This is a genomic window from Streptomyces sp. NPDC101219 (assembly GCF_044767675.1).
Classification (GTDB): domain Bacteria; phylum Actinomycetota; class Actinomycetes; order Streptomycetales; family Streptomycetaceae; genus Streptomyces.
The window spans coordinates 306,701-328,552 of sequence record NZ_JBIWOK010000007.1; the positions used below are offsets into that span (position 1 = coordinate 306,701).

A 21,852-nucleotide genomic window follows, 5' to 3' on the forward strand; every position below is an offset into this window, starting at 1 on the left:
AGCGATGTTCCGCCGTACCTTCTGGTTCAGCACCGGCGTGGCCGCCGGCGTGTGGGCCACCACCAAGGTCAACCGCAAACTGCGGCAGCTGACGCCCGAACACCTCGCCGTCACCGTGACGAACAAGGCGCTGGAGGCGGGCGGCCGGCTGCGCGAGAGGGCCGCCGACTTCGCTGTCGAGGTCCGCGACAACATGGCCCGGCGGGAGGCCGAACTGGGCGACGCGCTCGGCATCTCCGCCCCCGTCGACCGCGAACTGCCCCCGCCCCGGCGCCACACCGCCATCGAGAACCGCAACACCGCCCCGTACGCCGAGGGTTCGGCGATCCGGCCGGCCCACCAGACGTACAAGACGTACCCGTACAACCGGAATGAGGACCACTGATGGAGTCGGCCGAGATCCGCCGCCGCTGGCTGAGCTTCTTCGAGGAGCGCGGGCACACCGTCGTCCCTTCGGCGTCGCTCATCGCGGACGACCCGACTCTGCTGCTCGTCCCGGCCGGCATGGTCCCGTTCAAGCCCTACTTCCTGGGCGAGGTCAAGCCGCCCTTCGCCCGCGCCACCAGCGTGCAGAAGTGCGTGCGCACCCCGGACATCGAAGAGGTCGGCAAGACCACCCGGCACGGCACGTTCTTCCAGATGTGCGGCAACTTCTCCTTCGGCGACTACTTCAAGCAGGGCGCCGTCGAGCTGGCCTGGGAGCTGCTCACCAGCCCCCAGGACAAGGGCGGTTACGGCCTCGACCCCGAGCGCCTGTGGATCACCGTCTACGAGGAGGACGACGAGGCCGAGCGCCTGTGGCGCGATGTCGTCGGTGTGCCCGCCGAGCGGATCCAGCGCCTGGGCAAGAAGGACAACTACTGGGACATGGGCGTCCCCGGCCCCTGCGGGCCGTGCTCCGAGATCAACTACGACCGCGGCCCCGAGTTCGGCCCCGAGGGCGGCCCCGCCGTCAACGACGAGCGGTACGTGGAGATCTGGAACCTCGTCTTCATGCAGTACGAGCGGGGCGAGGGGTCCGGCAAGGACTACCCGATCCTCGGCGAGCTGCCCAGCAAGAACATCGACACCGGCCTCGGCCTGGAACGCCTCGCCATGATTCTGCAGGGCGTGCAGAACATGTACGAGATCGACACCTCGATGGCCGTCATCGACAAGGCCACCGAGCTGACCGGCGTCCGTTACGGCGACGCCCAGCACTCCGACGTGTCGCTGCGCGTGGTCACCGACCACATGCGCACCTCGGTCATGCTCATCGGCGACGGCGTCACCCCGGGCAATGAGGGCCGCGGCTACGTGCTGCGCCGCATCATGCGCCGTGCCATCCGCAACATGCGGCTGCTCGGCGCCACCGGGCCGGTCGTCAAGGACCTGGTCGACGTCGTCATCGCCATGATGGGACAGCAGTACCCCGAGCTGATCACCGACCGCGAGCGCATCGAGAAGGTCGCCCTCGCCGAGGAGAACGCCTTCCTGAAGACGCTGAAGGCCGGCACGAACATCCTCGACACCGCCGTCAGCGAGACCAAGGCCGCCGGTTCCACCGTGCTGCCCGGCGACAAGGCCTTCCTGCTCCACGACACCTGGGGCTTCCCCATCGACCTCACCCTGGAGATGGCCGCCGAGCAGGGGCTGTCCGTGGACGAGGACGGCTTCCGCCGCCTGATGAAGGAGCAGCGGGAGCGCGCCAAGGCCGACGCCAAGGCCAAGAAGACCGGCCACGCCGACCTCGGCGCCTACCGCGAGATCGCCGACCGCGCCGGGGCCACCGACTTCATCGGCTACACCGACACCGAGGGCGAGTCGACCGTCGTCGGCATCCTCGTCGACGGAGTGTCCTCGCCGGCCGCCACCGAGGGCGACGAGGTCGAGATCGTCCTCGACCGCACCCCGTTCTACGCCGAGGGCGGCGGCCAGATCGGCGACACCGGCCGGATCCGCACCGACTCCGGCGCCGTGGTCGAGGTCCGCGACTGCCAGACGCCGGTCCCGGGCGTCCACGTCCACAAGGGCGTCGTCCAGGTCGGCGAGGTGACCGTCGGCTCCAAGGCCCACGCCTCCATCGACGACCGCCGCCGCAAGGCCATCGCCCGCGCCCACTCGGCCACCCACCTCACCCACCAGGCCCTGCGCGACGCGCTCGGCCCGACGGCCGCCCAGGCCGGTTCGGAGAACCAGCCGGGCCGCTTCCGCTTCGACTTCGGCTCGCCGTCCGCCGTGCCGCAGACGGTGATGCTCGACGTCGAGCAGAAGATCAACGAGGTGCTGGCCCGCGACCTGGACGTGCGCGCCGACATCATGGGCATCGACGAGGCCAAGAAGCAGGGCGCCATCGCCGAGTTCGGCGAGAAGTACGGCGAGCGGGTCCGCGTGGTCACCATCGGTGACTTCTCCAAGGAGCTGTGCGGCGGCACCCACGTCCACAACACCGCCCAGCTGGGCCTGGTGAAGCTGCTCGGCGAGTCCTCCATCGGTTCCGGTGTGCGCCGCATCGAGGCCCTGGTCGGGGTCGACGCCTACACCTTCCTGGCCCGCGAGCACACCGTGGTCAACCAGCTCACCGAGCTGCTGAAGGGCCGCCCGGAGGAGCTGCCGGAGAAGGTGTCCGCCATGCTCGGCAAGCTGAAGGACGCCGAGAAGGAGATCGAGAAGTTCCGCGCCGAGAAGGTGCTCCAGGCCGCCGCCGGGCTGGCCGAGGGCGCCAAGGACGTCCGCGGGGTCGCCGTGGTCACCGGCCGGGTGCCGGACGGCACGACCGCCGACGACCTGCGCAAGCTGGTCCTCGACGTGCGCGGCCGGATCCAGGGCGGCCGGGCCGCCGTCGTGGCCCTCTTCACGGTGAACAACGGCCGGCCGCTGACGGTGATCGCCACCAACGAGGCGGCCCGCGAGCGGGGCCTCAAGGCCGGCGAGCTGGTCCGCGCGGCCGCCAAGACCCTCGGCGGCGGCGGTGGCGGCAAGCCGGACGTCGCCCAGGGCGGCGGCCAGAACCCGGCCGCCGTGGGTGACGCCGTCGACGCCGTCGAGCGCCTCGTCGCCGACACGGCCAAGTAGGCGGCCGGGCCATGCGCAGAGGACGCCGGCTCGCGATCGACGTCGGGGACGCCCGGATCGGGGTCGCCTCGTGCGACCCCGACGGGATCCTCGCCACTCCCGTCGAGACCGTCCCGGGCCGGGACGTGCCGGCCGCCCACCGGCGGCTGAAGCAGCTCGTCGAGGAGTACGAGCCGATCGAGGTCGTCGTCGGTCTCCCTCGCTCCCTCAAGGGGGGCGAGGGTCCCGCCGCGGCCAAGGTGCGCGGCTTCGCCCGGGAACTGGCAGGCATGATCGCGCCGGTTCCGGTGAGGCTCCTCGACGAGCGCATGACGACCGTGACGGCGAGCCAGGGCCTGCGGGCGTCGGGCGTGAAGTCCAGGAAGGGACGTTCCGTCATCGACCAGGCGGCCGCTGTGATCATCCTCCAGCAGGCCCTCGAATCCGAACGGGTGTCAGGTACACCACCCGGAGAGGGCGTCGAAGTGGTCATCTGATCGCGATACGGTAACGTTCCGCGCGATGCGGCGGTGTTCGAACAGCCACCGCACAGAAAGAGGCGGGGCGGACGCCGGGCTCGAGCCGCGCGACCGCCACCTCGCGGCTCTAGGGGATCGATGACTGAGTATGGCCGGGGCCAGGGCTCCGAACCGTGGCATCCGGACGACCCGTTGTACGGGGACGGCGGATGGAGAGGACAGCAGGCCCCCGAGGGCCCGCAGTCCTACGGCGGCCAGCAGCAGTACCCGCAGCAGCCGCAGGCGCAGCAGCAGTACGGCGAATGGGGGACGGCCGAGCAGGGCGACTACGGCGGGCAGCAGCAGTACCCGCAGCAGTACGACCAGTACGGCCGCCCCTACGACCAGCAGCAGTACGACCAGCAGCACCAGCAGCATCAGCAGCACCCGTACGACCAGCAGCAGTACGACCAGTACGGGCGCCCGTACGCCGCCCAGCAGCACCAGCAGCAGTACGACAGCGGCGGCTGGCAGACCGGTGCGCACCCGCAGGACCCGTACGCGGCCGGCCCCGACCCCTACGGGCAGCAGACCGGGGCGTACCCCGCCCAGCAGGCCGACTACTACGGCACCCCCGAGGCCTACCCGCCGCCCGAGCCCCCGGGCCGCCGCGGCACCCGGCCCGAACCGGAACCGGAAGCGGAACCCGAGCCGGAGGGGCGCACCGACTGGGATCCGGGTCCCGACCAGGGCGAGCACGCCTTCTTCTCCGGCCGCGACGACGATGACGACGACGAACCGGACGACGCGGGACGCGGCGAGCGCCGGGGCCGGGGCGGCAAGGAGAAGAAGAAGCGCGGCGGCTGTGCCTGCCTCGTGGTGGCCCTGGTCCTGGGCGGCGGTGTGGTCGGGGCGAGCTATTTCGGCTGGCAGTTCTACCAGGATCGTTTCGGCAGCGCCGCGGACTTCGCGGGCGACGGCAACGGCCAGCAGGTCACCGTCTCGATCCCCAAGGGCGCGTTCGGCAACCGGATCGGGCAGCTGCTCAAGGACGCGGGCGTGGTCAAGAGCGTCGACGCGTTCGTCGCGGCCCAGGCGTCCAACCCGGAGGGCAAGTCGATCCAGGACGGCGTCTACACCCTCCAGAAGCAGATGTCGGCCGAGAGCGCGGTCGCCCTGATGCTCAGCCCCAAGAGCCGGAACAACCTGGTCATCGCCGAGGGCAAGCGCAACGCCGAGATCTACGCCCTCATCGACCAGCGCCTGGAGGTGGACAAGGGCACCACCGCCAAGGTCGCCAAGAAGGACTGGGAGAAGCTGGGCCTGCCGGACTGGGCGAAGGACCACGACAAGGTCAAGGACCCGCTGGAGGGCTTCCTCTTCCCGTCCAGCTACGGCGTCTCCAAGGGCCAGGAGCCCGAGGACGTTCTCAAGCGCATGGTCGAGCAGGCCACCAAGACCTACGAAAAGCTGGGCGTCGAGAAGAAGGCCGAGAGCCTCGGCCTGGAGAACCCCTGGCAGCTGATCACGGTCGCCAGCCTGGTCCAGGCGGAGGGCACCAGCCACAGCGACTTCCGCAAGATGGCCGAGGTCATCTACAACCGGCTGGAACCCGGCAACACCGAGACCAACGGCATGCTGGAGTTCGACTCGACGTACAACTACATCAAGAACCAGAGCAAGATCGACCTCTCGCTCAAGGAACTCCGCAACTACGACAACCCGTACAACACCTACTTCTACAAGGGCCTGCCGCCCGGCCCGATCGGCAACCCGGGCGAGGACGCGGTCAAGGGCGCCCTGAAGCCCACCGACGACGGCTGGTTCTACTTCATCTCGATGGACGGCAAGACCAGCAAGTTCACCAAGACCAACGCCGAGCACCAGAAGCTGGTCGACGAGTGGAACGCCTCGAGGAAGAACTGATGTCCGCACCCCGCCGGGCCGCCGTGCTCGGCTCCCCGATCGCCCACTCGCTCTCCCCGGTGCTGCACCGCGCCGCGTACGCGGAGCTGGGGCTCCAGGACTGGCGCTACGACCGCTTCGAGGTCGACGAGAAGGCGCTGCCGGGGTTCTTCGAGACGCTCGGACGCGAGTGGGCGGGCCTGTCGCTGACCATGCCGCTGAAGCGGGCGGTGATCCCGCTGCTGGACGACATCAGCGCGACCGCCGCCTCGGTCGACGCGGTCAACACCGTCGTGTTCGCCGACGACGGCCGCCGCAGCGGGGACAACACCGACATCCCGGGCATGGTGGCCGCGCTGCGCGAGCACGGCATCGACAAGGTGGACACGGCCGCCGTCCTGGGCGCGGGCGCCACCGCCTCGTCCGCGCTGGCCGCGCTGTCCCGGATCTGCGCCGGTGAGGTGACGGTCTACGTGCGCAGCGAGGCCCGCGCCGCCGAGATGCGCGAGTGGGCCGAGCGGCTGGAGGTCACCGTCCGCATCGCCGCCTGGGACGACGCCCGGGAGGCCCTGCACGCCCCGCTGGTGGTCACCACGACCCCCGCCGGGGTCACCGACGAGCTGGCCCGGGCCGTCCCGGAACGCCCGGCCGCCCTCTTCGACGTGCTCTACGACCCCTGGCCGACCGTCCTCGCCGCCCGCTGGTCGGCCCACGGCGGCGCCGTGGTCGGCGGGCTCGACCTGCTGGTGCACCAGGCGGTGCTCCAGGTCGAGCAGATGACCGGACGCTCCCCGGCCCCGCTGGACGCCATGCGCGCGGCGGGCGAGCACGCCCTCGCCACCCGCTGACCCCCGCCCCCGCACGCGCCGCCCCCGCGCGTCCCGGCCGCACGTCCGACTGATGGACCGGCGACCGGAAATGTCGTGTGGACGTGAAAGGATCGGACATGGCGGACCGGGGCCCGCGCACCCGTCGCCGCCACGACCGCACACGACGACCCGCGTGCGCAGGGCAGTACCGGGCGCGAGCATGGAGGAGCACCGTTGAGCAGGTTGCGCTGGCTGACCGCGGGGGAGTCCCACGGTCCCGCACTCGTCGCGACGCTGGAGGGTCTGCCCGCCGGCGTGCCGATCACCACGGAGATGGTGGCGGACCACCTGGCGCGGCGGCGGCTGGGCTACGGACGCGGTGCCCGGATGAAGTTCGAGCGCGACGAGATCACCTTCCTCGGCGGTGTCCGGCACGGCCTGACGCTGGGCTCCCCGGTCGCGATCATGGTGGGCAACACCGAGTGGCCGAAGTGGGAGCAGGTCATGGCGGCCGATCCGGTGGACCCGGAGGTGCTGGCCGGCCTCGCCCGCAACGCGCCGCTGACCCGCCCCCGCCCCGGTCACGCCGACCTCGCGGGCATGCAGAAGTACGGCTTCGACGAGGCGCGCCCGATCCTGGAGCGGGCCTCCGCGCGGGAGACCGCGGCCCGGGTGGCGCTGGGGGCGGTGGCCCGGTCGTACCTGAAGGAGACCGCCGGGATCGAGATCGTCTCCCACGTGGTGGAGCTGGCGGCGGCGAAGGCCCCGTACGGGGTGTACCCGACGCCCTCCGACGTGGAGCGGCTGGACGAGGACCCGGTGCGCTGCCTGGACGCGGACGCCTCGAAGGCGATGGTCGCCGAGATCGACCAGGCCCACAAGGACGGCGACACCCTGGGCGGTGTGGTGGAGGTCCTGGCCTACGGGGTGCCGGTGGGGCTGGGCTCCCACGTGCACTGGGACCGGCGTCTGGACGCGCGGCTGGCCGCGGCCCTGATGGGCATCCAGGCCATCAAGGGCGTGGAGGTCGGCGACGGCTTCGACCTGGCGCGGGTGCCCGGCTCCAAGGCGCACGACGAGATCCTCGCCACCGACGACGGCATCAAGCGGGCGACCGGCCGCTCCGGAGGCACCGAGGGCGGGCTGACCACGGGCGAGCTGCTGCGGGTGAAGGCGGCGATGAAGCCGATCGCGACCGTGCCCCGGGCGCTGCGCACGGTCGACGTGGCCACCGGCGAGGCGGCCGCCGCCCACCACCAGCGCTCCGACGTGTGCGCGGTGCCGGCGGCCGGGATCGTCGCGGAGGCGATGGTCGCGCTGGTGCTGGCCGACGCGGTCGCGGAGAAGTTCGGCGGCGACAGCGTCACCGAGACCCGCCGCAACGTGCGCTCCTACCTCGACGCGCTGGCCGTCCGGTGAGCCCGCTCATCGTCCTGGTCGGCCCGATGGGCGTGGGCAAGTCCACCGTGGGACGGCTGCTGGCCGAGCGCCTCGGCGTCGGTCACCGGGACACCGACGACGACATCGTCGCCGCCCAGGGCCGCAGCATCGCCGACATCTTCGTCGAGGACGGCGAGGACGCCTTCCGCGCCCTGGAGAAGGACGCCGTGCGCGAGGCGCTCCAGGGACACGACGGCGTGCTGTCGCTCGGCGGCGGCGCCGTCCTCGACGCCGGCACCCGCGCCCTGCTCGCCGCGCAGCGCGTCGTCTACCTTTCCATGGACGTCGAGGAAGCGGTCCGGCGCACCGGCCTGAACACCGCCCGCCCACTGCTCGCGGTCAACCCGCGCAAGCAGTGGCGCGAGCTGATGCAGGCCCGGCGGCACCTGTACGAGGAGGTCGCCACGGCCGTCGTCCCCACCGACGGCCGCACGCCCGAAGAGGTCACCGAAGCCGCCCTGGACGCACTGGAGTTGAAGGAAGCATGAGCAGCGAGTCAGTGACCCGCATCCCCATCGGCGGCAGCGCGGGAACGGACCCCTACGACGTCCTGGTGGGCCGCCGGCTCCTCGGCGAACTCGCCGGGCTGATCGGCGACCGGGCCAAGCGGGTCGCCGTGCTGCACCCGGAGGCGCTGGCCGAGACGGGCGACGCGCTCCGCGCCGACCTGGCGGAGCAGGGCTACGAGGCGATCGCCATCCAGGTGCCCAACGCGGAGGAGGCCAAGACCGCCGAGGTCGCCGCCTACTGCTGGAAGGCACTGGGCCAGTCCGGGTTCACCCGCACCGACGTCGTCGTCGGCGTGGGTGGCGGGGCCACCACCGACCTGGCCGGGTTCGTGGCCGCGACCTGGCTGCGGGGCGTGCGCTGGATCGCCGTGCCCACCACGGTGCTGGCCATGGTGGACGCCGCAGTCGGCGGCAAGACCGGCATCAACACCGCCGAGGGCAAGAACCTCGTGGGCGCCTTCCACCCGCCCGCCGGTGTGCTGTGCGACCTGGCCGCCCTGGACTCGCTCTCCGTCAACGACTACGTCTCCGGTCTGGCCGAGGTCATCAAGGCCGGCTTCATCGCCGACCCGGTGATCCTGGACCTCGTCGAGGCCGACCCGCAGGCCGCTCGCACCCCCGCGGGACCCCACACCGCCGAACTCATCGAGCGGTCCATCCGGGTCAAGGCCGATGTCGTGTCCGACGACCTCAAGGAGTCGGGCCGCCGGGAGATCCTCAACTACGGCCACACGCTCGGCCACGCCATCGAGAAGAACGAGCGCTACAAGTGGCGCCACGGCGCCGCGGTGTCGGTGGGCATGCACTTCGCCGCCGAACTCGGCCGCCTCGCGGGCCGTCTCGACGACGCCACCGCGGACCGCCACCGCACCGTCCTCGAAGCGGTCGGGCTCCCGCTGCACTACCGCCACGACCAGTGGCCCAAGCTGCTGGAGACGATGAAGGTCGACAAGAAGTCCCGCGGCGACCTGCTGCGCTTCATCGTCCTCGACGGCCTGGCCAAGCCGGTCGTCCTGGAGGGCCCCGACCCGGCGGTGCTGCTCGCCGCGTACGGCGAGGTCGGGGAGTAGGACCCGCGCGGGCCGGCCGTCCACGGCCCGCGCCCCAGGACCCGGACGGCTCCTGGGGCCCCTTCCGGCGGTCCGCCGGATTTCTCCCGCCCCGGCGGGCACTCGGAGCCGCCCCCGACCGTTGCCACAACAACGGCTGGGGGCGGTCCCGTTCGAACGGCGGTGCCCATGCCCTTTAGTCTGTGGGCAGGCGGGGTACCCCCTGCTGTCAGCGCCCATCGCCTGTACGAGACGGAGTGGCACCGGATGCAGCACGCAGTGGGTTCACCGCTGCCGCCGCCCCATCAGCAGGGGCACGGACCGGCCGGCGGCTGGTCACCGGCCGCACACCACCCGGGGCCCCACCCGGGAGCGCACCAGGGTCCCGTCCCCGCGCCCGCCCCGCCCCCGCCGCCTGGCTACCCCGCGCCTCCGCCCGGACCCGCGCCGCACGCCCCGGCCCCGCCCCACGCCCCCGGCCCCCGGCACGCCTCCGTCGCGCCGCCGCCGGACACCACGGGCCATGTGCCGCTGCCGCCCGGCGGCCCCGTCGCCGTCCCCGCCGCACCCCAGACCGCCGCCCCCGACCCGTCGGGCACGGCCATAGCGGTCCTGCTCATAGGCCCCGCCGGGGCGGGCAAGACCAGCGTCGCCAAGTACTGGGCGGACCACCGCCGGATGCCGACCGCGCACATCAGCCTCGACGACGTGCGCGAATGGGTCCGCTCCGGCTTCGCCGACCCGCAGACCGGGTGGAACGACAACTCCGAGGCGCAGTACCGCCTCGCCCGCCGCACCTGTGGCTTCGCCGCCCGCAACTTCCTCGCCAACGGCATCTCCTGCATCCTCGACGACGCCGTGTTCCCCGACCGTCCCGTCGTCGGCCTCGGCGGCTGGAAGCGCCACGTGGGCCCCGGCCTGCTGCCGGTCGTCCTGCTGCCGGGCCTCGACATCGTCCTGGAGCGCAACGCGGAACGCAGCGGCAACCGGCGCCTCAGCGACGAGGAGGTGGCCCGCATCCACGGCCGCATGGCCGGCTGGTACGGCTCGGGACTGCCCATCATCGACAACTCCCAGCTCGGCATCCCGGAGACCGCCAAGCTGCTGGACGACGTCCTCGCCCGGTCGCTCGCCAGCCCCCCGGCCTGGTGACGCGGCGGCCGCAGGGGCGTGTCTGCGGCCCCCTCACCCGGTCGCCGCGGGCGATGTGCGTCCCACCTGGAGGCATGCCGTCGCGGCCCCCGCTCGGCCCCTCTCGACCGGCGGCATCCGGCCACCGCTCATAGGCTCGGGTCATGTCAGAGGTGTACGCGGCCCGCAGGGCCCGGCTCAGGGAATGCTGCAACGCCGGGGGCAGCGCGGCGGCGCTCGTCTCCCGGCCCGCCAACGTGCGCTACCTGGCGGGTGCCGCGCCGGAGGGCGCCGTGCTCCTGCTGGGCCCGGCCGAGGACCTCCTGGTCTGCGGCAGCCCGCCCGACGACCGGGTCCCGCACGCCCGGCCCGACGAGGCGCTGCGCCGGCACGTCGTGTCCGGCGGCGACGGTGATCCCGCGGTCGCCGCCACCGGCCTCGCCGCCGCCGGGGGCGCCGACTCCCTCGCGGTCGAGGAGCACCACCTCACCGTCGCCCGGCACCGCGCGCTGCGGTCCGTCGCACCCGGCCTGCGCCTGGCCGACGTCGGCGGCGCCGTCGAGCAGCTGCGGGTGATCAAGGACGAGGAGGAGATCTCCTGCCTGCGCATCGGCGCCGAGATCGCCGACCAGGCCCTCGGCGAGCTGCTGGAGTCCATCCTCGTCGGCCGCACCGAACGGCACCTCGCCCTGGAGCTGGAGCGCCGCCTCGTCGACCACGGAGCCGACGGCCCGGCCTTCGCCACCTCGGTCGCCACCGGCCCGAACGCCGGCCGGCGCGGACACCGGCCCACCGACCGCCGGGTCGAGGAGGGCGACTTCCTCTCCGTCTGCCTCGGCGCCGCCTACCGCGGCTACCGCTGCGAGATCGGCCGTACGTTCGTCATCGGCACCGCTCCGGCGGCCTGGCAGATCGAGCTGTACGACCTCGTCTTCGCCGCCCAGCGGGCCGGCCGGGAGTCCCTCGTACCCGGTGCGGCCTGCCGCGATGTCGACCACGCCGCCCGGCAGGTACTGGACTCGGCCGGCTACGCGGAGGCCCTTCCCGCACTCACCGGTCACGGCGTCGGACTCGAAATCGACGAGGACCCTCAGTTGGGCCCGGCGGCCATGGGTAAACTGGACGCTTGCGTGCCGGTCACCGTCGAACCGGGGGTCCACCTCCCGGGCCGGGGCGGTGTCCGGATCGATGACACGCTCGTCGTGCGCCCCGAGGCGGACGGCGGACCCGAGCTACTCACCATCACGACCAAGGAGCTGCTCGCGCTGTAGCCGCGCCGAGTGCCTGCCCCGGGTCGTCTCACGTCAGTCCAGGAGATTCCGCAACGTGGCTTCCACGAACGACCTCAAGAACGGCATGGTGCTCAAGCTGGAAGGCGGCCAGCTCTGGTCCGTCGTCGAGTTCCAGCACGTCAAGCCCGGCAAGGGCCCGGCCTTCGTGCGCACCAAGCTGAAGAACGTGCTGTCCGGCAAGACCGTCGACAAGACCTTCAACGCCGGCGTCAAGGTCGAAACGGCCACCGTCGACAAGCGCGACATGCAGTTCTCCTACATGGACGGCGACTACTTCGTCTTCATGGACATGGAGACCTACGACCAGCTGCACATCGACCGCAAGGTCGTCGGCGACGCCGCCCACTTCCTCGTCGAGGGCTTCGAGGCCACGGTGGCCACGCACGAGGGCGAGGTGCTCTCGGTCGAGCTGCCCGCCGCCGTCGAGCTGACCGTCCAGGACACCGAGCCCGGCGTGCAGGGCGACCGCTCCACCGGCGGCACCAAGCCCGCCACGCTGGAGACCGGCCACCAGATCCAGGTCCCGCTCTTCATCGTCACCGGCGAGAAGATCAAGGTCGACACCCGTACCAGCGACTACCTCGGCCGGGTGAACGGCTAACCGTGGCTGCCCGCAACACGGCCCGCAAGCGCGCCTTCCAGATCCTCTTCGAGGGCGACCAGCGCGGTGCCGACGTCCTGACGGTCCTCGCGGACTGGATCCGGCACTCCCGGACCGACACCCGGCAGCCGCCGGTGAGCGAGTACACGATGCAGCTGGTCGAGGGCTACGCGGAGCACGCGCAGCGCATCGACGAGCTGATCGCCCAGTACTCCGTCGGCTGGACGCTCGACCGGATGCCCGTCGTCGACCGCAGCATCCTGCGCCTCGGCGCCTACGAGCTGCTGTGGGTCGACGAGACGCCGGACGCCGTCGTGCTCGACGAGATGGTGCAGCTGGCCAAGGAGTTCTCCACGGACGAGTCGCCGTCGTTCATCAACGGTCTGCTCGGCCGGCTGAAGGAACTCAAGCCCTCGCTGCGCCGGGAGTAGGAACACGCGGAGCAGGAACGCCGGGACCAGGTGCACGCCCCGTGACGCACGCGGGGCCCGCCCGCTCGGCCACCGACGGCCCGCGGCCCGCAAGGAGCCGCGGGCCGTTCGCATGCCCGCGCGTCCCGGCGGGACCGGCGTGCGGGGCCCGCGCCGGGCGTCCACGCGGCCGCCGGCGTGCCGCACGGCCTGCTGCTGGGGCCGGGACGCCGGGAGGCCGATCGGCCGGGAGCCGGGAGCCGGGAGCCGGCAGCCGGTGCTACGTGCCGCACGGCCGGCCCGGGCGCGTTGGTGCGTCCGGGTGACGTTCCGCTCCTTCGACCACCCGGCCCGGGCGGCGCGGGCCCGTCCCCGCATACAGAAACCGCCGGGGTGGCGGGAACCCTGCGACAGGTTCCGGCCACCCCGGCGGTACGTTTCTGCTCGACGCGCGCGGTGCGGTCAGCTCTCGTCGTGCGTGGCGACGGCGCGCCGCGCGTCCGCGTCCAGCACGCCCCAGCTGATCAGCTGCTCGGTGAGGACCGAGGGCGACTGGTCGTAGATGACGGCGAGGGTGCGCAGGTCGTCCTGGCGGATCGAGAGCACCTTGCCGTTGTAGTCGCCGCGCTGGGACTGGATCGTCGCCGCGTAGCGCTGCAGGGGACCCGCCTTCTCGGCCGGCACCGTGGCCAGCCGCTCCAGGTCCAGGACCAGCTTGGGCGGCGGCTCGGCGGCGCCGCCCGGGGTCGTGCCGGGCAGCAGCTCCTGCACCGGCACGCCGTAGAAGTCCGCCAGCTCCGCGAGGCGCTGCACGGTCACGGCGCGGTCACCGCGCTCGTAGGACCCGACCACGACCGCCTTCCAGCGTCCCTGGGACTTCTCCTCGACACCGTGGAGGGAAAGGCCCTGCTGGGTGCGGATCGCCCGGAGCTTGGCCCCGAGCTGTTTGGCGTATTCGCTGGACATATAGCTCCCCGGCACTGTGTCTACGCGTCCGGCCTGGTTTCCAAGCCGCGCGGCTGGTAACTCACTGTGAGGTTACGCAGCGTTACTCTCGCCCGTCAAGCCGAATGGTCCACCCCGACTCTTCCGTGGTAACCAAGATCGGCTGCTCCGAACGGGTGATTCGGGGGGTGATCGGGGGGCGCGTCGGCCCACGGCCGCCACCTGATAGCGTAGGGGCCGCACATCCGACGTCCTTTAAGGTCCGTCCCGTGAGGCGGAGAAGGAGGTCCGTTTCCCATGGACGAACAGCAGGACGCACAGTCCGGTGCGCGGCCCGTTCTCGAAGGCCCCGACATCGCGCGGGTACTGACCCGCATCGCCCACGAGATCGTCGAACGCGCCAAGGGCGCCGACGACGTGGTGCTCCTCGGCATTCCGACGCGGGGCGTCTTCCTCGCCCAGCGCCTCGCCGCCAAGCTGGAGCAGATCACCGAGCGCAAGGTCCCGGTCGGCTCGCTCGACATCACCATGTACCGCGACGACCTGCGCATGCACCCCCCGCGTGCCCTGGCCCGCACCGAGATCCCCGGTGACGGCATCGACGGCCGCCTGGTCGTCCTCGTCGACGACGTGCTCTTCTCCGGCCGGACCATCCGCGCCGCCCTCGACGCGCTGAACGACATCGGGCGTCCGCGCGCGGTGCAGCTCGCCGTCCTCGTCGACCGCGGCCACCGCGAACTGCCCATCCGCGCCGACTACGTCGGCAAGAACCTCCCCACGTCGCTGCGGGAGACGGTCAAGGTCCTGGTCGTCGAGGAGGACGGTCGCGACACCGTGCTGCTCGGCGCGAAGCAGACCACCCAGTAGCGCTTCGGCACGCCCGTCGGCGGGCGTGCGGGTGCACGCTGCCCTCACACGCCCCCGGCTGCCCGGATCGCCTGACTTTCCCGCTTTTTCCGCATGAACTGTCTTACGGAGCCTGACAGATGCAGCGTCATCTCATCTCGGCCGCCGACCTCTCCCGCGACGACGCCGTCCTGATCCTCGACACCGCCGAGGAGATGGCCCGGGTCGCCGACCGGCCGATCAAGAAACTCCCCACCCTGCGCGGCCGCACCGTCGTCAACCTCTTCTTCGAGGACTCCACCCGGACCCGGATCTCCTTCGAGGCCGCCGAGAAGCGGCTGTCCGCGGACGTCATCAACTTCACCGCCAAAGGATCCAGCGTCTCCAAGGGCGAGTCCCTGAAGGACACCGCCCAGACCCTGGAGGCCATGGGCGTCGACGCCGTCGTCATCCGGCACAGCGCCTCCGGTGCCCCCTACCGGCTGGCCACCTCCGGCTGGATCGACGCCACCGTCGTCAACGCCGGCGACGGCACCCACCAGCACCCCACCCAGGCGCTGCTGGACGCCTTCACCATGCGCCGCCGCCTGGTCGGCCGCGACGCCGGACTCGGCAAGGACCTCGACGGACGCCGCATCACCCTGGTAGGCGACATCCTGCACAGCAGGGTCGCCCGCTCCAACGTCGACCTGCTGCACACCCTCGGCGCCGAGGTCACCCTCGTCGCCCCGCCCACGCTGCTGCCGGTCGGCGTCGGGACCTGGCCCTGCGAGGTCTCCTACGACCTCGACTCCACGCTCACCAAGTCCGACGCGGTGATGCTGCTGCGCGTGCAGCGCGAGCGGATGAACGACGCGTTCTTCCCCACCGAGCGCGAGTACTCCCGCCGCTACGGCCTCGACGGCGACCGCATGCGCAAGATGCCCGACCACGCCATCGTGATGCACCCCGGCCCGATGGTCCGCGGCATGGAGATCACCGCCGAGGTCGCCGACTCCGACCGCTGCACCGTCGTGGAGCAGGTCGCCAACGGCGTCTCCATCCGGATGGCCGTCCTCTACCTGCTGCTCGGCGGCAACGAACCCGCCCTCACCCACGCCCGCGCGACCGAGGAGAAGTAAGACCATGAGCAAGACCCTGATCCGCGGCGCGAAGGTGCTCGGCGGCCCGCCCCAGGACGTCCTGATCGACGCCGGCACCGTCGCCGAGGTCGGCACCGGACTGTCCGCCGAGGGCGCCGAGGTCGTCGAGGCCGACGGCAAGGTGCTGCTGCCCGGCCTCGTCGACCTGCACACCCACCTGCGTGAGCCCGGCCGCGAGGACTCCGAGACCGTCCTCACCGGCACCCGGGCCGCGGCGAGCGGCGGCTACACCGCCGTGTTCGCCATGGCCAACACCTTCCCCGTCGCCGACACCGCCGGCGTCGTCGAGCAGGTCTGGCGGCTCGGCAAGGAGCACGGCTACTGCGACGTGCGGCCCGTCGGCGCCGTCACCGTCGGCCTCGAGGGGCAGAAGCTGGCCGAGCTGGGCGCCATGCACGAGTCCGCGGCCGGCGTCACCGTCTTCTCCGACGACGGCAAGTGCGTCCACGACGCCGTGATCATGCGCCGGGCCCTGGAGTACGTGAAGGCGTTCGACGGCGTCGTCGCCCAGCACGCCCAGGAGCCGCGCCTGACCGAGGGCGCCGAGATGAACGAGGGCGTCGTCTCCGCCGAACTCGGGCTCGGCGGCTGGCCCGCCGTCGCCGAGGAGTCGATCATCGCCCGGGACGTGCTGCTCGCCGATCACGTCGGCTCCCGCGTCCACATCTGCCACCTGTCGACCGCCGGCTCCGTCGAGATCGTCCGCTGGGCCAAGGCCCGCGGCATCCGCGTCACCGCCGAGGTCACCCCGCACCACCTGCTCCTCACCGACGAACTGGTGCGCACCTACAACCCGGTCTACAAGGTCAACCCGCCGCTGCGCACCGAGCGGGACGTGCTCGCCCTGCGCGAGGCGCTGGCCGACGGCACCATCGACATCGTCGCCACCGACCACGCCCCGCACCCGCACGAGGACAAGGACTGCGAGTGGGCCGCCGCCGCCATGGGCATGGTCGGCCTGGAGACCGCCCTGTCGGTGGTGCAGGAGACCATGGTCGACACCGGCCTGCTGGACTGGGCCGGCGTCGCCGAGCGGATGTCCTTCGCGCCCGCCCGCATCGGGCAGGCCGCCGGGCACGGCCGCCCCGTCTCGGCTGGTGAGCCCGCCAACCTCACCCTCGTCGACACGGCATACCGTGGATCCGTGGACCCCGCGGGCTTCGCCTCGCGCAGCCGCAACACCCCCTACGAGGGCCGCGAGCTGCCGGGCCGTGTCACCCACACCTGGCTCCGGGGCAAGGCCACCCTCGTCGACGGGAAGCTCACGTGACACCTGTACTCCTGCTGGCCGCCGAGAAGGAATCGGCGGAAGTGACCGACTGGGCCGCCCGCATCGGCTGGGTGGTCGGCCTCGCCCTCTTCGTCGTCTTCGTCTACTGGCTGATGCGCGAGGGCTGGAAGTGGCGCGGCACGCTCCAGGGCGACCTGCCCGAGCTGCCGTCCGCGCCGGACGACCCGGGCCCCGCCCGGCTGACGATGACCGGCCGCTACCACGGCTCCACCACCGCCGGCCAGTGGCTCGACCGCATCGTGGCCCGCGGCCTGGGCACCCGCAGCCGGGCCGAGCTCACGCTCACCGACGCGGGAGTGGACGTCGTCCGCCCCGGGGCCGGCGACTTCTTCGTCCCCGCCGCCGCCCTGCGCGGCGCCCGCCTCGACAAGGGCATCGCCGGCAAGGTCCTCACCGAGGGCGGCCTGCTCGTGGTGACCTGGGCCCACGGCGAACGGCTCATCGACTCCGGCTTCCGCTCCGACCGCGCGGCCGAGCACACGGAGTGGGCCGACGCCCTCAACGACATGATCTCCACGACGGAAGGCGCACGATGACAACCTCCACCAGGGGGACCGCGAGGGTTCCCGCCGTACTCGTCCTGGAGGACGGCCGGGTCTTCCGCGGCCGTGCCTACGGGGCGGTGGGGGAGACCTTCGGCGAAGCGGTGTTCTCCACCGGCATGACCGGCTACCAGGAGACGCTCACCGACCCGTCCTACCACCGCCAGGTCGTCGTGATGACCGCCCCGCACGTCGGCAACACCGGCGTCAACGACGACGACCCCGAGTCGAAGCGCATCTGGGTCGCCGGCTACGTCGTGCGCGACCCCGCCCGGGTGCCCTCCAACTGGCGCTCCCGCCGCACCCTGGACGACGAGCTGTCCGCCCAGGGCATCGTCGGCATCAGCGGCATCGACACCCGCGCCCTCACCCGGCATCTGCGCGAGCGGGGCGCCATGCGCGTGGGCATCTTCAGCGGCGACGCCGTCCGCGAGGACGCCGCGCTGCTCGCGAGCGTGCGGGAGGTGCCCGCGATGGAGGGAGCCGACCTGGCCGCCGAGGTCGCCACCACCGAGCCGTACGTGGTCCCCGCGGAGGGCGAGAAGCGGTTCACCGTCGCCGCGATCGACCTCGGCATCAAGGGCATGACCGCGCAGCGCATGACCCAGCGCGGCATCGAGGTGCACATCCTGCCCCCGACCGCCACCGTCGAGGACGTCTACGCCGTCAAGCCCGACGGCGTGTTCTTCTCCAACGGTCCCGGCGACCCCGCCACCGCCGACCACGCCGTCTCCGTCATGCGGGGCGTGCTGGAGCGCGGCACCCCGCTGTTCGGGATCTGCTTCGGCAACCAGATCCTCGGCCGCGCCCTCGGCTTCGGCACCTACAAGCTGAAGTACGGCCACCGCGGCATCAACCAGCCGGTGCAGGACCGCGCGACCGGCAAGGTCGAGGTCACCTCGCACAACCACGGCTTCGCCGTCGACGCCCCCCTCGACACGGTCTCCGACACCCCGTTCGGCCGCGCCGAGGTGTCCCACGTGTGCCTCAACGACAACGTGGTGGAAGGACTGCGGCTGCTCGACCGGCCCGCCTTCAGCGTCCAGTACCACCCCGAAGCGGCGGCGGGCCCGCACGACGCCGCGTACCTGTTCGACCGCTTCGTCTCCCTGATGGAGGGCCAGCGTGCCTAAGCGCTCCGATATCCGGTCCGTCCTGGTCATCGGCTCCGGCCCGATCGTCATCGGACAGGCCGCCGAGTTCGACTACTCCGGCACCCAGGCGTGCCGCGTCCTCAAGGCCGAGGGCCTGCGCGTCGTCCTGGTCAACTCCAACCCGGCGACGATCATGACCGACCCGGAGATCGCCGACGCCACCTATGTCGAGCCGATCACCCCCGAGTTCGTCGAGAAGATCATCGCCAAGGAGCGGCCCGACGCGCTGCTGCCCACCCTGGGCGGCCAGACGGCCCTCAACACGGCCATCGCCCTGCACGACAACGGCGTCCTGGAGAAGTACGGCGTCGAACTGATCGGCGCCAACGTGGAGGCGATCCACAAGGGCGAGGACCGCGACCGGTTCAAGGAGGTCGTCGAGGCCGTCCGCCGCACGATCGGGCACGGCGAGTCCGCCCGCTCCTACATCTGCCACTCCATGGACGACGTCCTCAAGGGCGTCGAGGAACTCGGCGGCTACCCGGTCGTGGTCCGCCCCTCCTTCACCATGGGCGGCGCCGGATCCGGCTTCGCCCACGACGAGGACGAGCTGCGCCGCATCGCCGGCCAGGGCCTCACCCTCTCGCCGACCACCGAGGTGCTCCTGGAGGAGTCCATCCTCGGCTGGAAGGAGTACGAGCTGGAGCTGATGCGCGACAAGCACGACAACGTCGTGGTCGTCTGCTCCATCGAGAACTTCGACCCCATGGGCGTGCACACCGGCGACTCCATCACCGTCGCCCCCGCGATGACGCTCACCGACCGCGAGTACCAGACCCTGCGGGACATCGGCATCGCGGTCATCCGCGAGGTCGGCGTCGACACCGGCGGCTGCAACATCCAGTTCGCGGTGAACCCCGAGGACGGGCGGATCATCGTCATCGAGATGAACCCCCGGGTCTCGCGCTCCTCCGCGCTCGCCTCCAAGGCCACCGGCTTCCCGATCGCCAAGATCGCCGCCAAGCTGGCCGTCGGCTACACCCTGGACGAGATCCCCAACGACATCACGCGCGAGACCCCTGCCTCCTTCGAGCCGACCCTCGACTACGTCGTCGTCAAGGCCCCCCGGTTCGCCTTCGAGAAGTTCCCCAGCGCCGACTCCACCCTCACCACCACCATGAAGTCGGTCGGCGAGGCCATGGCCATCGGCCGCAACTTCACCGAGGCGTTCCAGAAGGCGCTGCGCTCGCTGGAGAAGAAGGGCAGCCAGTTCACCTTCGTCGGCGAGCCCGGCGACAAGGCCGAACTGCTGCGCGAGGCGGTCCGCCCCACCGACGGCCGGATCAACGCGGTCATGGGGGCCATCCGCGCGGGCGCCACGCCCGAGGAGGTCTTCGAGGCCACGAAGATCGACCCCTGGTTCGTCGACCAGCTGTTCCTCATCAAGGAGATCGCCGACGAGCTGGCCGCCGCCCCCGAGCTGACCCACGACCTGCTCGCCGAGGCAAAGCGGCACGGCTTCTCCGACCAGCAGATCGGCGAGATCCGCGGACTGCGCGAAGACGTCGTCCGCGAGGTCCGCCAGATCCTCGGCATCCGCCCGGTCTACAAGACGGTCGACACCTGCGCCGCCGAGTTCGCCGCGAAGACCCCGTACTTCTACTCCTCCTACGACGAGGAGAGCGAGGTCGCGCCCCGGGAGAAGCCCGCCGTCATCATCCTGGGCTCCGGTCCCAACCGCATCGGCCAGGGCATCGAGTTCGACTACTCCTGCGTCCACGCCTCCTTCGCGCTGTCCGACGCCGGGTACGAGACCGTGATGGTCAACTGCAACCCGGAGACCGTCTCCACCGACTACGACACCTCCGACCGGCTCTACTTCGAGCCGCTCACCCTGGAGGACGTCCTGGAGATCGTCCACGCCGAGCAGCAGGCCGGCCCGGTCGCGGGCGTCGTCGTCCAACTCGGCGGGCAGACCCCGCTGGGCCTCGCCCAGGCGCTCAAGGACAACGGCGTGCCCATCGTCGGCACCCCGCCGGAGGCCATCCACGCCGCCGAGGACCGCGGCGCCTTCGGCCGGGTCCTGAAGGAGGCCGGCCTGCCCGCCCCCAAGCACGGCACCGCCACCGCCTTCGCCGAGGCCAAGGCCATCGCCGACGAGATCGGCTACCCCGTGCTGGTCCGCCCGTCCTACGTGCTCGGCGGACGCGGCATGGAGATCGTCTACGACGAGGCCCGGCTGGAGTCCTACATCGCCGAGTCCACGGAGATCAGCCCCTCCCGGCCGGTGCTGGTCGACCGCTTCCTCGACGACGCCATAGAGATCGACGTGGACGCGCTCTACGACGGCGAGGAGCTCTACCTCGGCGGCGTCATGGAGCACATCGAGGAGGCCGGCATCCACTCCGGCGACTCGGCGTGCGCCCTGCCCCCGATCACCCTCGGCGGCTTCGACATCAAGCGGCTGCGCGCCTCCACCGAGGGCATCGCCCGCGGGGTCGGCGTGCGCGGTCTGATCAACATCCAGTTCGCCCTCTCCGGCGACATCCTGTACGTCCTGGAGGCCAACCCGCGCGCCTCGCGCACCGTCCCCTTCACCTCGAAGGCCACCGCGGTGCCGCTGGCCAAGGCCGCCGCGCGGATCTCGCTGGGCGCCACCATCGCCGAACTGCGCGCCGAGGGCCTGCTCCCGGCCACCGGCGACGGCGGCGAGCTGCCGCTGGACGCGCCGATCTCCGTCAAGGAGGCCGTGCTGCCCTGGGCCCGCTTCCGGGACATCCACGGCCGCGGCGTCGACACCGTCCTCGGCCCGGAGATGCGCTCCACCGGCGAGGTCATGGGCATCGACTCCGTCTTCGGCACGGCCTACGCCAAGTCGCAGGCGGGCGCGTACGGGCCGCTGCCCACCAAGGGCCGGGCCTTCATCTCGGTCGCCAACCGCGACAAGCGGTCGATGATCTTCCCGGCGCGCGAGCTGGTCGCCCACGGCTTCGAACTGCTCGCCACCTCCGGCACCGCCGAGGTCCTCAAGCGCAACGGCATCAACGCCACCGTCGTGCGCAAGCAGTCCGAGGGCACCGGGCCGAACGGCGAGAAGACCATCGTCCAGCTCATCCACGACGGCGAGGTCGACCTCATCGTCAACACCCCCTACGGCACCGGCGGCCGCCTCGACGGCTACGACATCCGCACCGCGGCGGTGGCCCGCTCCGTGCCCTGCCTGACCACGGTGCAGGCGCTCGCCGCCGCCGTGCAGGGCATCGACGCCCTGCACCGGGGCGAGGTGGGCGTCCGATCGCTCCAGGAACACGCGGAACATCTGACCGCGGCCCGCGACTAGCAGCGAGCAGGGGGA

The 21,852-nt window shown here is 71.8% G+C and carries 19 protein-coding genes; 18 read left to right on the forward strand and 1 reads right to left on the reverse strand.

Going from position 1 to position 21,852, the window contains the following annotated elements; translation table 11 throughout:
- Positions 1-4: 4 nt before the first annotated feature.
- The 12 genes from ACIRPP_RS16625 (at position 5) to nusB (ending at position 12,658) form a co-directional block, all read left to right on the forward strand.
- Complete coding sequence (locus ACIRPP_RS16625) at positions 5-385, forward strand: hypothetical protein (protein ID WP_403642825.1); 381 nt, start codon at positions 5-7, stop codon at positions 383-385.
- Entirely contained in the window at positions 385-3,054 is a 2,670-nt protein-coding gene (gene alaS / locus ACIRPP_RS16630; RefSeq protein ID WP_403642828.1) for an alanine--tRNA ligase, read from the forward strand. Before ACIRPP_RS16625 ends, alaS begins: the two co-directional genes overlap by 1 nt.
- 11 nt (positions 3,055-3,065) lie before the next feature.
- Positions 3,066-3,530: a Holliday junction resolvase RuvX gene (ruvX, locus tag ACIRPP_RS16635; protein ID WP_403642831.1), complete on the forward strand. Its 465-nt coding sequence runs from the start codon at positions 3,066-3,068 to the stop codon at positions 3,528-3,530.
- Between the two features lie 120 nt (positions 3,531-3,650).
- Entirely contained in the window at positions 3,651-5,417 is a 1,767-nt protein-coding gene (gene mltG, locus ACIRPP_RS16640; RefSeq protein WP_403642834.1) for an endolytic transglycosylase MltG, read from the forward strand.
- Complete coding sequence (locus ACIRPP_RS16645; protein ID WP_403642836.1) at positions 5,417-6,244, forward strand: shikimate dehydrogenase; 828 nt, start codon at positions 5,417-5,419, stop codon at positions 6,242-6,244. The genes mltG and ACIRPP_RS16645 overlap by 1 nt, the downstream gene beginning before the upstream one ends.
- 195 nt (positions 6,245-6,439) lie before the next feature.
- The gene (gene aroC, locus ACIRPP_RS16650; RefSeq protein WP_403642839.1) at positions 6,440-7,624 is read left to right on the forward strand and encodes a chorismate synthase; all 1,185 of its coding nucleotides are present in this window, start codon (positions 6,440-6,442) and stop codon (positions 7,622-7,624) included.
- Positions 7,621-8,133 carry a shikimate kinase gene (locus ACIRPP_RS16655; protein WP_403642842.1) on the forward strand — a complete coding sequence of 171 codons (513 nt, stop codon included), beginning with the start codon at positions 7,621-7,623 and terminating at the stop codon, positions 8,131-8,133. The genes aroC and ACIRPP_RS16655 overlap by 4 nt, the downstream gene beginning before the upstream one ends.
- Entirely contained in the window at positions 8,130-9,224 is a 1,095-nt protein-coding gene (gene aroB / locus ACIRPP_RS16660) for a 3-dehydroquinate synthase (RefSeq protein WP_403642845.1), read from the forward strand. The genes ACIRPP_RS16655 and aroB overlap by 4 nt, the downstream gene beginning before the upstream one ends.
- A gap of 246 nt (positions 9,225-9,470) precedes the next feature.
- Complete coding sequence (locus tag ACIRPP_RS16665) at positions 9,471-10,355, forward strand: Pro-rich N-terminal domain-containing protein (RefSeq protein WP_403642848.1); 885 nt, start codon at positions 9,471-9,473, stop codon at positions 10,353-10,355.
- Between the two features lie 143 nt (positions 10,356-10,498).
- Positions 10,499-11,605, forward strand: a complete 1,107-nt coding sequence (locus ACIRPP_RS16670; protein WP_403642850.1) for an aminopeptidase P family protein — start codon at positions 10,499-10,501, stop codon at positions 11,603-11,605.
- 55 nt (positions 11,606-11,660) lie between these two features.
- Positions 11,661-12,227 (forward strand): elongation factor P, encoded by a 567-nt coding sequence (gene efp, locus ACIRPP_RS16675; RefSeq protein ID WP_403642853.1) that lies wholly within the window; start codon positions 11,661-11,663, stop codon positions 12,225-12,227.
- Positions 12,228-12,229: 2 nt separating this feature from the next.
- Complete coding sequence (gene nusB, locus ACIRPP_RS16680) at positions 12,230-12,658, forward strand: transcription antitermination factor NusB (RefSeq protein ID WP_164343085.1); 429 nt, start codon at positions 12,230-12,232, stop codon at positions 12,656-12,658.
- A 441-nt stretch (positions 12,659-13,099) separates the two neighbouring features.
- Here the strand turns inward: nusB and bldD are convergent, their stop codons facing one another.
- Positions 13,100-13,603, reverse strand: a complete 504-nt coding sequence (bldD, locus tag ACIRPP_RS16685) for a transcriptional regulator BldD (RefSeq protein WP_210875293.1) — start codon at positions 13,601-13,603, stop codon at positions 13,100-13,102.
- Positions 13,604-13,879: 276 nt separating this feature from the next.
- On the opposite strand from bldD, the gene pyrR reads away from it, so the two are divergent.
- The 6 genes from pyrR (at position 13,880) to carB (ending at position 21,837) form a co-directional block, all read left to right on the forward strand.
- Positions 13,880-14,449, forward strand: a complete 570-nt coding sequence (gene pyrR, locus ACIRPP_RS16690; RefSeq protein WP_164343087.1) for a bifunctional pyr operon transcriptional regulator/uracil phosphoribosyltransferase PyrR — start codon at positions 13,880-13,882, stop codon at positions 14,447-14,449.
- A gap of 119 nt (positions 14,450-14,568) precedes the next feature.
- Positions 14,569-15,549, forward strand: coding sequence for an aspartate carbamoyltransferase catalytic subunit (locus ACIRPP_RS16695; protein WP_192230421.1), 981 nt, complete (start codon positions 14,569-14,571; stop codon positions 15,547-15,549).
- A 4-nt stretch (positions 15,550-15,553) separates the two neighbouring features.
- Entirely contained in the window at positions 15,554-16,840 is a 1,287-nt protein-coding gene (locus ACIRPP_RS16700) for a dihydroorotase (RefSeq protein WP_192230420.1), read from the forward strand.
- The gene (locus ACIRPP_RS16705; protein WP_403642858.1) at positions 16,837-17,397 is read left to right on the forward strand and encodes a hypothetical protein; all 561 of its coding nucleotides are present in this window, start codon (positions 16,837-16,839) and stop codon (positions 17,395-17,397) included. Before ACIRPP_RS16700 ends, ACIRPP_RS16705 begins: the two co-directional genes overlap by 4 nt.
- On the forward strand, positions 17,394-18,536 hold the full coding sequence (carA, locus tag ACIRPP_RS16710) for a glutamine-hydrolyzing carbamoyl-phosphate synthase small subunit (RefSeq protein WP_403642860.1): 1,143 nt from the start codon (positions 17,394-17,396) through the stop codon (positions 18,534-18,536). Before ACIRPP_RS16705 ends, carA begins: the two co-directional genes overlap by 4 nt.
- Positions 18,529-21,837, forward strand: a complete 3,309-nt coding sequence (carB, locus tag ACIRPP_RS16715) for a carbamoyl-phosphate synthase large subunit (RefSeq protein ID WP_403642862.1) — start codon at positions 18,529-18,531, stop codon at positions 21,835-21,837. The genes carA and carB overlap by 8 nt, the downstream gene beginning before the upstream one ends.
- Positions 21,838-21,852 lie beyond the last annotated feature (15 nt).